Consider the following 12839-nt stretch of genomic DNA (forward strand, 5'->3'; position numbering starts at 1 on the left):
TCCAACCCGGCCCCTTTCCAACCCGGCCCCTTTCCAACGCGGCCCCCAGGGGCTAAACGAACTTCACCCTTTGAGCACGGCCCGCAGACGATCCGCGGGCGAAAGAGCGGAAGAGCGATGACGATCGATACCGAAGGCCTGGCCCAGGAGCTGATCGAGCGCATCGAGCGCGCGCAGGACCTGCAGAGCCTGGAGGCGTTGCGCGTCGAGGCGCTGGGCAAGAAAGGCCGAATCACGGCCGAGATGAAGCAGCTGGGCGGTCTCGACCCGGACGCGCGGCGCGAGGCGGGACAGGCGCTGAACGCGGTCAAGGACCGCGTCGCCGGCGCGATCGAAGCGCGTAGAAAGCGGCTTGAGGATCAGGCGTTGGAGACGCAGCTGGCGGCCGAGGCGGTCGACGTCTCCCTGCCCGCGCGGCCCGAGCGCCGCGGCAAGCTGCACCCGATCAGCCAGACGGTGGACGAGATCATCGCGATCTTCGGCCAGATGGGCTTCGAGGTCGCCGAAGGCCCCGACATCGAGGACGACTACAAGAACTTCACCGCCCTCAACATCCCGCCGGAGCATCCGGCCCGCCAGATGCACGACACCTTCTATCTGGCGGACGCGGACGGTCGGGTCGACATGTCGACCGTGCTGCGCACCCACACGAGCCCGGTGCAGGTCCGCACGATGGAGACCACGACCCCGCCGATCCGCGTGATCGCGCCGGGGCGCACCTATCGCTCCGACAGCGACATGACCCACACGCCGATGTTCCATCAGGTGGAGGGGCTGGTCGTCGACAAGAAGACCCATTTCGGCCATCTGAAGGGCTGTCTGCAGGATTTCTGCAGCGCCTATTTCGAGGTCGAGGACGTGCCGCTGCGCTTCCGGCCGAGCTACTTTCCCTTTACCGAACCCTCGGCGGAGGTGGATATCGGCTGCTCGCGCAAGGGCGGGGAGCTGACCATCGGCGCCGGCGACGATTGGCTCGAGATCCTCGGCTGCGGCATGGTGCATCCGAAGGTGCTGGCGATGTCCGGCATCGACCCGGAGGAATATCAGGGCTTCGCCTTCGGCATGGGGATCGAGCGCATCGCCATGCTGAAATACGGCATCCCCGACCTGCGCACCTTCTTCGACGCGGACGTGCGCTGGCTCGACCATTACGGCTTCGCGCCGCTGGAAGCACCCACCTTGATCCGGGGGCTGACGCCATGAAATTCACCCTCTCCTGGCTGAAGGATCATCTGGAGACGGACGCGTCTCTCGACGAGATCGCGCATGCGCTCACCGACCTCGGACTCGAGGTCGAAGGGGTGGAGAATCCAGCCGAAAAGCTGGCGCCGTTCAAGATCGCCTACGTCACGGAGGCGAAGCCGCACCCGAACGCCGACCGGCTGCAGATCTGCATGGTCGACGACGGCTCGGGCGAGCCCATCCAGGTGATCTGCGGCGCGCCGAACGCGCGCGCGGGCATGAAGGGCGTCTTCGCGCCGGCGGGCGCCTACGTCCCCGGCACGGACCTGCTGCTGAAAGCGGGCGAGATCCGCGGCGAGAAATCCAACGGCATGCTCTGTTCCGAGCGGGAGATGGGCCTTTCCGACGATCACGAGGGCATCATCGACCTGCCGGAGGACGCGCCGGTCGGCGCCGGCTTCGCCCAGTGGAAGGGCCTCGACGATCCGGTGATCGAAATCGCGATCACGCCGAACCGGGCCGACTGCCTGGGCGTGCGCGGCGTAGCGCGCGATCTGGCGGCGCGCGGGATCGGGCGCCTGAAGCCGTTCGAGACGCCGAGCGTCGCGGGGGCCTACGAAAGCCCGCTCAAATGGGTGCGCGGCGAGGCGATCGGGACGGCCTGCCCCTATGTCGCCGGGCGGCATTTCCGGGGCGTGAAGAACGGCCCCTCGCCCGCGTGGCTGCAAAAGCGGCTGACGGCGATCGGGCTTCGCCCGATCTCGGCGCTGGTGGACGTCACCAACTACGTCACCTTCGACCTGGGCCGGCCGCTGCACGTCTTCGACGCCGCCAAGGTCAAGGGATCCGAGCTGACGATGCGCCGGGCCGAGGACGGCGAGACGATCCTCGCGCTGGACGGCAAGGAGTATACGCTCGAATCCGGCATGACCGTGATCGCCGACGCGGGCGGCGTCGACGGCATCGGCGGGATCATGGGCGGCGAGCTGTCCGGCTGCACCGAGGAAACGAGCGAAGTCTTCCTCGAGGTCGCGCTGTTCGACCCGATCAAGACGGCGGAGACGGGCCGGAAGCTCGGCATCGACTCGGACGCGCGCTATCGCTTCGAGCGAGGCCTGGACCCGCAGTCCGCCGTCTGGGGCGTCGAGGTCGCGGCGAAGATGATCCTCGATCTGTGCGGCGGCGAGGCGTCGAAGACGGTCTCCGCCGGCGAGATCCCGGATGTGAGCCGTCGCGTGCGCCTGCGGCCCGCGAAGCTGAAGAGCTTCGGCGGCGTCGATTTGCCGGCGGACGAGGCGGCGGGGATCCTGGAGCGGCTCGGCTTCGGAACCGAAATCCATGACAACGAGATCATCGCCCAGCCGCCGAGCTGGCGCGGCGACATCGAGCATGAGCACTGCCTGATCGAGGAGGTCTTGCGCGTCCACGGCTACGATAAGGCGCCCGCGGTGAGCCTGACGCGCGACGACGGATCGCTGCCGCAGCCGATCCTGACGCTCCTCCAGCGGCGCACCGGCTTCGCCAAGCGCGAACTCGCCTCGCGCGGGATGCTGGAGGCGGTGACTTGGTCCTTCCTGCCGCGCGGGGAGGCGACGGTGTTCGGCGGCGGCGCGGACGAGCTGCAGCTCGCCAATCCGATCAGCGCGGATCTGGACGCGATGCGCCCGTCGGTTCTGCCCAACCTGCTGGGCGCGGCCCAGCGAAACATCGACCGCGGCCATCCCGACCCCGCGCTGTTCGAAGCGGGACCCGCCTATCGCACCCGCGCGCCCGACGGTCAGGACCTGGTCGTCGCAGGCGTGCGCGCCGGCAAGGCCGGGCCGCGCCATTGGGCGGCGGCGCCGCGCGACGTCGACGCCTTCGACGCGAAGGCCGACGTGGAGGCGGTGCTGGCGGCCTGCGGCGCGCCGGTGGACAAGCTGCAGGTCACGACGGACGCGCCCGACTGGTACCATCCGGGCCGCTCCGGCTGCCTGCGCCTCGGCCCTAACGTGCTGGCGCGCTTCGGCGAGATGCATCCCAAGATCCTGCGACGCTACGAGATCCGCGGCCGCGTCGCGGCATTCGAGATCTTCCTGGAGGCGATCCCTGAGCCGAAGGCGAAGAAGGGCGGCGGCAAGACCCGCCCGCTCCTGAAGCCGTCCAGCCTGCAGCCGGTGACGCGCGACTTCGCCTTCCTGGTGGACGCCGAGGTGCCGGCCGACAAGATCCTGCGATCGGCCGTCGGCGCCGACAAGCAGTTGGTCGCCGGGGCCAGCGTGTTCGACGTCTATCAGGGCGCCGAGCTGGAAGGCCGGAAATCGGTCGCCATCTCCGTCACCCTGCAGCCGAGCGAGAAGACCCTGACCGACAAAGAAATCGAGGCGGTCGGCGCCAAGATCGTCGCCAACGTCGAAAAGCAGACCGGCGGGGCGCTGCGCAGCTGACGGGGGAGCGGCCATGGCCGGAGGCGGGGAGGCGAAGCGGACGGGCGTTCAGCGCAAGCAGTCCTATTCGATCCCCTGCGCCAGCGCCTTCCGCGACCGCGTCGCGGCGCTGGCCGCCGCCAAAGGCGTCAATGTCGGCGACATCGCGCGCTCCATCATGCTGACGGCCCCGGCCGCGGCGATCGACGCCTTTCCCGATCCCGGCGAGCCCGCCAAGGACGATCGCGAGACCGTGGTGCTGCAATCGGGCCCCAGCGCCGGCAAACCCTGGAAGCGCAAGCCGCGCCTGCAGGTCCGACTGCCCAAGGGCCAGGACGTGGTGCGGCTGCGCAAGGCGCTGGCGCTGGCGATGGCGATGGAGGCGGGCGCGGTGCGCCTGAGCGTGGAGGACGGCAAGAGCCCCGACCGCGCCGCCGCCGAAGCCGCCTTCCGCGAGGAGGCCGAGCGCCTGCGCGCCATGGTCAAGGTGCTGGCGGCCGAGCCGCTGCCCGACGGCGTGCGCTCGCGCGACGAGGCGCTATTCGTCCTCGGCTTCCCGCCGGGCGCGCGGCCGGGCGCGGACCGGGTCAAGGCGCGCTACCGCATGTTGGCCGCCGTGCTGCATCCGGACAGCGGGGTGGGCGACACCGCGCAGATGGCGCAGCTGAACGCCGCCATGTCCTTCCTGCGCCGCAATTGAGCGTTTTATTCCTTTTTGGAATATTTATGCTTAATTTGCTTGACCGCGCTGCGGGGCCGGTCTATCAGCCTCTCCCATGACGCTCGCCCGCCGTATCGCGGAGGCCCGCCGCCAGGCCGGCCTCACCCAGGCCGATCTCGCCGATCGCCTGGGGACCGCGCAATCGACGCTGGCGCGCTGGGAATCCGGCGCGCGGGAGCCCTCGCGCGCCGCCGTGCGCCGCATGGCCCAGGCGCTGCGGGTAAGCGTCGGGTGGCTTGAATCCGGGGAGGGCGCGGGTCTCGGCCGCACGTCCGGCCCCGTACAATCGGGGGATCGCGCGGTGGAGGACCACAAACATCTGATCGAACGGGTGATCGACCATCCGGTGATCGCCTTCCAGGGGGTGCCGGGCGCCTTTTCCCATCTCGCCTGCACGCAAGCCTTTCCGGCGATGACGCCGGTCGCCTGCCCCAGTTTCGAGGACGCCTTCCAGGCGGTGGAGACGGGCGAGGCGGGCCTCGCCATGATCCCGATCGAGAATTCGCTGGGCGGGCGGGTCGCCGACGTCCATCACCTGCTGCCGGAAAACAACCTCTACATCGTCGCCGAACATTTCCAGCCGGTGCATCACTGCCTGCTGGCGCCGCGCGGCGCCACGCTCAATGGGCTGAAGACGGCGGCGAGCCACCCGCAGGCCTTGAGCCAGTGCCGCAAGACGCTGCGCGAGCTCAAAATCCGCTCCATCAAGATGGCCGACACCGCCGGCGCCGCCCAGGCGATCGCGGAGGCGGGCGATCCGAGCGCGGCGGCCGTCGCCTCGGAACTCGCCGCCGAAATCTACGATCTGGAGATTCTGCGTCCCCGCATCGAAGACAAGATCGGCAACGTGACCCGCTTCGTCGTGATGGCGAAGCAGCGGATAGAACCGCCGCCCGGCGGGGTCAAATGCCTGACCAGCTTCGTCTTCACGGTGCGCAGCGTGCCGGCCGCACTCTACAAGTCGCTCGGCGGTTTCGCGACCAACGGCGTCAACATGATCCGACTGGAGAGCTACATCTCGGTCGCCGACTACTCGACAGCCCGCTTCTACGCCGAGATCGAGGGCCACCCCGGCGACAAGAACGTCGACCGCGCGCTGGAGGAACTCGATTTCTACACGACGCGCGTCAAGCTGCTGGGGACCTACCCGCAGGCGGGCTTCCGGGCGGAGGAGTGAGGGGCGGGCGCCCGCGGCCGCTCCTCTTGGGGAAGAATGTCATCCCGGCCGCAGCGCGGCGAAGAGCCGGGATCTCGACGCCCCGGCATCGACGGCCCCGCATCGACGCCCCGGCAGGCGTCGCGAGATCCCTGGGCGGCCTGACGACCGCCCGGGACGCCAGTGAAGGGCGCGGCGCCCCTCAACAATCGAGCGTGCTCGCCCGCTCCCATTCCGTCAGCGCGCGGGAGTAGCTGTCCCACTCCGCCGTCTTGTGCTGAATGTAGGCCTCGCTGAATTCGGCGCCCAGCGCGGCCGTCAGCTTTTTGTCGGCGGCGAAGGCGCGGATCGCGTCGATCAGGTACAACGGCAGCTTCTTGGCGCGCACCTTGTGACCTTCGGCGTACATGTCGATGTCGAGACGCTTTGGCGGATCCTTCTTCCCCGCCACGCCCATCAGCCCCGCCGCCAGGAACCCGGCCTGCAGCAGATACGGATTGGCCGCGCCGTCGGCGAGACGGAATTCGAACCGCCCCTCCTCGGGCACGCGCACCATGTGGGTGCGGTTGTTTCCGGCCCAGGTGATCGTGTTCGGCGCCCAGGTCGCGCCGGAGGCGGTGACCGGCGCGTTGATCCGCTTGTAGCTGTTGACCGTGGGATTGGTCAGCGCCGCAATCGCCGGCGCGTGGGCCAGCACGCCCGCCAGGAAGTGATAGGCCATCGGGCTCAGGCCCAACTCGTCCTTCTTGTCGTCGAACAGGTTCTTCTTACCGGTCTTGTCCCAGACCGAGACGTGGCAGTGGCAGCCGTTGCCGGTCAGATGGCTGAAAGGCTTCGGCATGAAGGTCGCGCGCAGGCCGTGGCTCTCGGCGATCGACTTCACCATGAACTTGAAGAAGGCGTGACGGTCGGCCGTGACCAGCGCGTCGGCGTAGTCCCAGTTCATCTCGAACTGGCCGTTCGCGTCCTCATGATCGTTCTGATACGGACCCCAGCCGAGGGAGATCATCGCGTCGCAGATCTCGGAGATCACCTCATAGCGGCGCATCACGGCCGACTGGTCGTAGCAGGGTTTGGGGTCGGTGTCCCGCGGATCGGAGACGTCCGAGCCGTCTTCGGCGATCAGATGATACTCCGCCTCGACGCCGGACTTCATGACGTAGCCCTGCGTCGCCGCCGCCTCGATCTGGCGCTTCAGGACCCAGCGCGGCGCCTGCTCGACCGGCGCGCCCGCCATGTAGAGGTCGCTCGCAACCCAGGCGACCTCGGGCTTCCAGGGCAGTTGGATGACGCTCGCCGGGTCGGGCACGGCGAACATGTCCGGGTCGGCCGGCGTCATCACGAGATGCGTCGCGAAGCCGGCGAAACCGGCCCCGTCCTTCGCCATCCCGTCGATCGCCTGCGCGGGGACCAGCTTGGAGCGTTGGACGCCCTTCAGGTCGGTGAAGTTGATCAGGAAATATTTGACGCCGTTCTTCTTCGCGAACGCGCCCAGCTCGCCAGCAGCCATGATGCTCCCCCTTGTTCTCGCTCGTCGGCAGTCCTCAATCGCACCGCCCCGCCGTCCTGTTCTTCGTCATCACGCCCGGCTTGTTCGCGCCGGTTCGCGTCAGCCTATCACGGGATTACAGTCTCCCGGGGATCCAGTCGGTGCCGGCCAGCGGCACCTTCGCCATCGCCGCGGCCTCGATGGTGAGCGCCTGCAGATCCTCCGGCTCCAGATTGTGCAGATGGCTCTTGCCGCACGCGCGCGCCAGCGTCTGCGCCTCAAGGGTCAGCACGCGCAGATAGTTGGCGAGCCGCTGACCGGCCTTTTCCGGATCGAGGCGCTCGGCCAGTTCCGGATCCTGCGTGGTGATGCCCGCCGGGTCGCGCCCCGCCTGCCAATCCTCATAGAAGCCGGGGGCGGTCCCCAGCTTCTCGTATTCCTCGGCGAGGTCCGGGCGGTTGTCGCCGAGCGCGATCAAGGCCGCCGTCCCGATCGAGACGGCGTCCGCCCCCAGCGCGATCGCCTTGGCCACGTCCGCGCCGGACCGGATCCCGCCCGAGACGATCAACTGAACCCCGGTGCGGTGCAGGTTCAACTCCTGCAGCGCCTCGGCCGCCAGGCGCACCGCCGGCAGGGTCGGGATGCCGACATGTTCGATGAAACACTCCTGGGTGGCGCCGGTGCCGCCCTGCATGCCGTCGACCACGATCACGTCCGCGCCCGCCTTCACCGCCAGCATGGTGTCGTAATAGGTGCGCGTCGCGCCGACCTTGACGTAGATCGGAACCTTCCAGCCGGTGATCTCGCGCAGCTCGCGAATCTTGATCTCCAGATCGTCCGGGCCGGTCCAGTCGGGATGACGGCAGGCGCTGCGCTGGTCGATGTCCTTCGGCAGGGTGCGCATCTCGGCGACCCGGTCGCTGATCTTGTGGCCCAACAGCATGCCGCCGCCGCCGGGCTTCGCGCCCTGACCGATCACGACCTCGATCGCGTCGGCCTGGCGCAGATCGTCCGGGTTCATGCCGTAGCGGCTGGGGAGATACTGATAGACCAGCTTGGTCGAGTGGCCGCGCTCCTCCTGCGTCATGCCGCCGTCTCCCGTGGTGGTCGACGTGCCGACGGCCGACGCGCCGCGCCCCAGCGCCTCCTTCGCCTGGGCGGAGAGGGAGCCGAAGCTCATCCCCGCGATCGTCACCGGGATGTCGATCTTGAGCGGCTGTTCGGCGTGGCGCGTCCCCAGCGTCACGTCGGTCCCGCAAGCCTCGCGATAGCCTTCCAGCGGATAGCGCGAGACGCTGGCGCCAAGGAAGACCAGATCGTCGAAATGCGGGACCTTCCGCTTCGCCCCGAAGCCGCGGATCTTGTAGATGCCTTCGCGCGCGGCGCGCTGGATGTCGTGGATCGTCGCGCGGTCGAACAGCGCGCTTTCGCGAAGGCGGCTCGTGTCCATGCTCATTAATAGGCGCCCAGATTGTCGATCTTGAAATTGTAGAGTTTGCGCGCCGAGCCGTAGCGCCGGAAGTCGGAGACCGGACGGTCCAGGCCGGCGCGCTTCAGAAGCTCGGCCAGTTCGGCCTTGTGTTCGTCGCGCATCTCCTTCTCGACGCAGTCGGCGCCAAGCCCGTGGGCCGTCCCGCGCAGATAGATCCGCGCCTCGTAAATCGAATCGCCCAGCCCGTCGTCCGCGTCGCCGCAGATGACGAGCCGCCCCGCCTGCGCCATGAAGGCGGAGTTATGGCCGACCGAGCCGCCGACGACGATGTCGACGCCCTTCATCGAAATCCCGCAGCGGCTCGACGCGTCGCCCTCGATCACCACCAGCCCGCCATGGCCGGTGGCGGCGGCCGATTGGCTGGCGTTTCCCGTGACTCGCACGGACCCGGACATGATGTTTTCCGCCAGACCGACGCCCGCATTGCCGCGCACCATGACGTCGGCCGCCTGGTTCATGCCCGCGCAGTAGTAGCCGACATGGCCGTCGATCTCGACCGTCATCGGGTGCTTGAGACCGGCCGCGACGGCGTGCGCGCCGCCCGGATCAGCCAGTTGGAAGCGCCGCCCCTCGACCGGCCCCTCGCGGCCCTGCAGGCGGGCGTTGACGGCGCGCACCGCTTCGCCGTGCTTAAGGTCCAGCGACTCGCTTTCGGCGACCTCGCTCATGCGCTCCCCCAGGTGTAGACGGTCGCGGGCTTGGGCTCCCAGACGCTCGCGTTCTCGACGCCGGGCAGGCGGCTGATCGAGCGGTACTCGCTCGCCATTGCGACCCACTCGTCGGTTTCGGCCAGGACCGCCGGCTTGCAGGCGATCGGATCGCGCAGCACGGCGAAGCCGTTCTTGGCGCCGACGGCGAAGGTGTAGAACCCGTCCAGATCCTTGAGCGCCGCTTTAAGCGCCTCCTCCAAATCCAGGCCCTGTCGCAGACGATGCGTCAGATAGCCGGCCGCCACCTCGCTGTCGTTTTCGGTCTGGAAGACGAGGCCGCCCTCGCGCGCCAGCCAGCGCTTCAGCCCGTTGTGGTTGGACAGCGAGCCGTTGTGGACCAGGCACAGATCGTCGCCGGTGTTGAAGGGGTGCGCGCCTTCCGTCGTCACCGCGCTTTCCGTCGCCATGCGGGTGTGGCCGATCATGTGGGTGCCGGTCATCTGCGGCGCGCTGAACCGGGTCAGCACGTCTCTGGGCAGGCCGATCTCCTTGTAGATTTCGAGCGAGGCGCCGGCGCTCATGATGCGCACGGCCGGGCGATCCTCAATCAGCCAGTCGCGCATGGCGGCCGCGCTCGTCGGGCCGTCGAGGACGGCGTGACTGGCGTTCGCGCTCGCCTGGATGTCGACGCCGAGCGCGTCGCCCATCGCGGCGGCGAGCTCGCGCCAATCCTCCTGCGGATCGGCGCTGTAGAGCGTCACCTTTCCGAAGGCGCCGGCGTCGGGCTTGTCGCTGCGATAGACCGCGAAGCCGGCGCTGTCCGGTCCGCGATCGGTCATCTCTTCCAACATCGGCGAAAACAGCGCGCCCAGTTCAGCCCGCCGATCGGGGGTCTTCAGGTACAATCCGACGATTCCGCACATGCCTGGCCGGCGCTCCTTCAGCCTCTGGATCCGCAACGGGGCGTATTCCTGTCATGAAATAACTTTTAATTCAAGGAATAATCAGCCCGCATCGTCCGCGCGGTAGGAAATGATGGAAAGATAGATCGCGGGCAGCCTCACCAGCTCCTTAGGCCCGTGCACCGAGACCGCGTCGAAGAACAGCGAATCCCCCGGCTTCAGGGTGAAGGTCTGGTCGCCGTGGCGGTAGATCAGCTCGCCTTCCAGCATGTGGATGAACTCCACCCCGTCGTGGCGGAACTGGTCGTAGGCCTCCGACTCCTCAGTCAGCGTGATAAGGTAGGGCTCGACCCCCACTTCGCCGCGCACGCCGGAGCCGAGCAGCTGGTAGAGGTGGCCGGCGCGCGTGCCGCGGCGATCGATCTGCAGACCCTGTCCGGCCGGCACGTAGGAGACGTCCCGGCTCAATTCGAACGGCGTGAAGAAGCTGGAGATCGGCACCGAGAGGGCGGCCGACAGCGCAGAGAGCGTGGAGAGCGAGGGGCTCGCCTGGCCGTTCTCGATCTTTGAGAGCATGCCCTGGCTCAAGCCGGCGGCGCTCGCCAGCTCGGCCATCGTCATGTCCTGACGCTTGCGGCAGCGCCGGATCTCCTGGCCGACATATTCCTCCAGCGGTCGCGGCGCGTCCTCGGAGCCTGATGGGTCGTCAGTGCTCATGGGATGCGAGCATACCGAACCTGCCGGATGGAGCGAGAGGTTTTCTTGAGGCCTCGGCCTTTCCCCTCATAATACCGACGGGAACGAGCCGCCGCCGGTTGGCCCGGCTCAAGGCCGGGCCGACGGCTTACGCCGCCGCCCCCGCAAAAGCGTCATCCCGGCCGCAGCGCAGCGGAGAGCCGGGAGACCCGGAGTCTGAGCGAGGCGCCGGTGCTGGGACAACCCCTCTCGCCCTGCCGCCGCGAGTCGGCTAAAGGGAGCGGCATGTCGATCGAGAGCTTTTCCGACCATCATCCCGACGTCGCGCTTGAAGCCGCCGACCGGGACCGATTGCTGAGCGGCCTTAAGGAGGTTTTCGGCTACGAGCGCTTACGCCCGGGGCAGGATACGGCGCTGGCCCACATCATGGCCGGGCGCAATCTTCTGGCGGTCATGCCGACGGGCGCCGGCAAGTCGATCTGCTATCAGCTGCCGGCCGTCGTCGGCGGGGGGCTGACGGTCGTCGTCTCGCCGCTGATCGCGTTGATGCGCGACCAGGTCGCGGCGCTGCGCGCCGCCGGGGTCGAGGCGGGCAGCCTCAACAGCTCGACCGACGGGCAAGAGCGCGAGCGCATCCTGGCCGCCTTGAAGGCGGGGAGCCTGCGCCTGCTCTATCTCTCGCCGGAGCGCCTCGCCTCCGGCGACGCGGTGCGGCTGTTGGAGCGCGCGGACGTCAAGCTGCTGGCGATCGACGAGGCGCATTGCGTCAGCCAATGGGGCCACGACTTCCGCCCGGAATACACGCGGCTGGGCGAGGTGCGCCGGCGCCTGGGCGAGCCGCTTACGATCGCGCTCACCGCGACGGCCGACCGCGCGACTCGCGACGATATCGCCCGTCAGCTGTTCGACGAGCCGCCCGCCGTCCTAGTCAACGGCTTCGACCGGCCGAACCTGCGCCTCGCCATGCGGCCGAAATCGACGCCGCGCCGGCAAATCCAGGATTTCCTGGCGCTGCATCGCGGGGAGAGCGGCATCGTCTACTGCAACTCCCGCCGCCAGACGGAGGAGCTGTCGGTCGATCTGGCGGCCGACGGCGTCGACGCCCACGCCTACCACGCGGGCATGGAAAAAGAGGCGCGCGAGCGGGTGCAGGATCTGTTCCTGGCGCGCGACGGGGTCGTGATCTTCGCCACCGTCGCCTTCGGCATGGGGATCGACAAGCCGGACGTGCGCTTCGTGGCCCACGCCGGCCTGCCGAAAAGCGTCGAGGCCTATTACCAGGAAATCGGGCGCGCCGGGCGCGACGGGCTGCCGGCCGATACGCTCACCCTCTACGGCGTCGACGACATCCGCCTGCGCCGGCGCCAGATCGATGAGAGCGAAGCCCCGGAGGAGCGCAAGCGCGTCGACCGTCAGCGCCTGAACGCGCTGGTCGCGCTGTGCGAGGCGCCGCGCTGCCGGCGCCAGACGCTGCTCGCCTATTTCGGCGAGACGGAGACGGAGCCGTGCGGCAATTGCGACCTGTGCCTAGACGGGGTCGAGACCGTCGACGGCACGGTCGATGCGCAGAAGGCGCTCTCCGCCATCCTGCGCACCGGTCAGCGCTTCGGGATGGAGCATCTGATCAGCCTGCTGCGCGGCGAGCAGACCGATAAGATCGCCCGCTTCGGCCATGACAAGCTGCCGACCTTCGGCGTCGGCGCCGATCGCACCAAGAACCAATGGCGCGGCATCTTCCGCCAGCTCTACGCGCTGGGGATCGCGAACTTCGATCCGGCCGACACCGGCGCCTGGACCGTCGGTCCGCACGGCCGCGCGGCCCTGAAGGGGGAGGAGGCGGTGCGCCTGCGCCTGGAGCCGGAGCGCGCGATGCGCAATCGCCGACGCGACCGCCAGCCGGCGGCGCTGCCCGACGACGTCGATCAGGAGCTTCTCGGCCGGCTGAAGGAGCGCCGCCTGACGCTGGCGCGCGAGGAGGGGGTGCCGGCCTATGTCGTCTTCCCCGACCGCACCCTGATCGAGATCGCCGCGGCGCGACCCGGCAGCCTGGAGGATTTCCGGCGGCTTCACGGCGTGGGCGCGCGCAAGTTGGAGCGCTACGGCGAGGCCTTTCTAGAGGTGGTGCGCGGGGGCTAAGGTCTTCGCC

Annotated in this window: 10 protein-coding genes; 5 read left to right on the forward strand and 5 right to left on the reverse strand. The window is 68.7% G+C overall.

The window, feature by feature from the left end; all coding sequences use genetic code 11:
* Positions 1 to 117: 117 nt before the first annotated feature.
* From pheS to RIB45_RS05735, 4 genes are all read left to right on the forward strand, one after another.
* A complete protein-coding gene (pheS, locus tag RIB45_RS05720; protein ID WP_350049271.1) occupies positions 118 to 1203 on the forward strand; it encodes a phenylalanine--tRNA ligase subunit alpha in 1086 nt (361 codons plus the stop codon).
* Positions 1200 to 3608 carry a phenylalanine--tRNA ligase subunit beta gene (pheT, locus tag RIB45_RS05725; protein ID WP_350049272.1) on the forward strand — a complete coding sequence of 803 codons (2409 nt, stop codon included), beginning with the start codon at positions 1200 to 1202 and terminating at the stop codon, positions 3606 to 3608. The genes pheS and pheT overlap by 4 nt, the downstream gene beginning before the upstream one ends.
* A gap of 13 nt (positions 3609 to 3621) precedes the next feature.
* A complete protein-coding gene (locus RIB45_RS05730; RefSeq protein WP_350049273.1) occupies positions 3622 to 4287 on the forward strand; it encodes a J domain-containing protein in 666 nt (221 codons plus the stop codon).
* A gap of 76 nt (positions 4288 to 4363) precedes the next feature.
* Positions 4364 to 5485, forward strand: a complete 1122-nt coding sequence (locus RIB45_RS05735; protein WP_350049274.1) for a prephenate dehydratase — start codon at positions 4364 to 4366, stop codon at positions 5483 to 5485.
* Between the two features lie 181 nt (positions 5486 to 5666).
* Here the strand turns inward: RIB45_RS05735 and glnT are convergent, their stop codons facing one another.
* The 5 genes from glnT to RIB45_RS05760 all read right to left on the reverse strand — a co-directional run bounded on the left by glnT (position 5667) and on the right by RIB45_RS05760 (position 10714).
* The gene (gene glnT, locus RIB45_RS05740; RefSeq protein ID WP_350049275.1) at positions 5667 to 6974 is read right to left on the reverse strand and encodes a type III glutamate--ammonia ligase; all 1308 of its coding nucleotides are present in this window, start codon (positions 6972 to 6974) and stop codon (positions 5667 to 5669) included.
* Positions 6975 to 7089: 115 nt separating this feature from the next.
* On the reverse strand, positions 7090 to 8409 hold the full coding sequence (locus tag RIB45_RS05745) for an FMN-binding glutamate synthase family protein (RefSeq protein ID WP_350049276.1): 1320 nt from the start codon (positions 8407 to 8409) through the stop codon (positions 7090 to 7092).
* Positions 8409 to 9113: a protein glxC gene (locus tag RIB45_RS05750; protein WP_350049277.1), complete on the reverse strand. Its 705-nt coding sequence runs from the start codon at positions 9111 to 9113 to the stop codon at positions 8409 to 8411. Before RIB45_RS05750 ends, RIB45_RS05745 begins: the two co-directional genes overlap by 1 nt.
* Positions 9110 to 10018, reverse strand: coding sequence for a class II glutamine amidotransferase (locus RIB45_RS05755; RefSeq protein ID WP_350049278.1), 909 nt, complete (start codon positions 10016 to 10018; stop codon positions 9110 to 9112). Before RIB45_RS05755 ends, RIB45_RS05750 begins: the two co-directional genes overlap by 4 nt.
* A gap of 81 nt (positions 10019 to 10099) precedes the next feature.
* The gene (locus tag RIB45_RS05760; RefSeq protein WP_350049279.1) at positions 10100 to 10714 is read right to left on the reverse strand and encodes a helix-turn-helix domain-containing protein; all 615 of its coding nucleotides are present in this window, start codon (positions 10712 to 10714) and stop codon (positions 10100 to 10102) included.
* 264 nt (positions 10715 to 10978) lie between these two features.
* Here RIB45_RS05760 and recQ point away from each other — a divergent pair, with 264 nt between their 5' ends.
* Positions 10979 to 12829, forward strand: coding sequence for a DNA helicase RecQ (gene recQ / locus RIB45_RS05765; RefSeq protein WP_350049280.1), 1851 nt, complete (start codon positions 10979 to 10981; stop codon positions 12827 to 12829).
* Positions 12830 to 12839 lie beyond the last annotated feature (10 nt).

The sequence above is a fragment of the Marivibrio sp. genome (assembly GCF_040218065.1).
Lineage (GTDB): Bacteria > Pseudomonadota > Alphaproteobacteria > UBA8366 > Aestuariispiraceae > Marivibrio.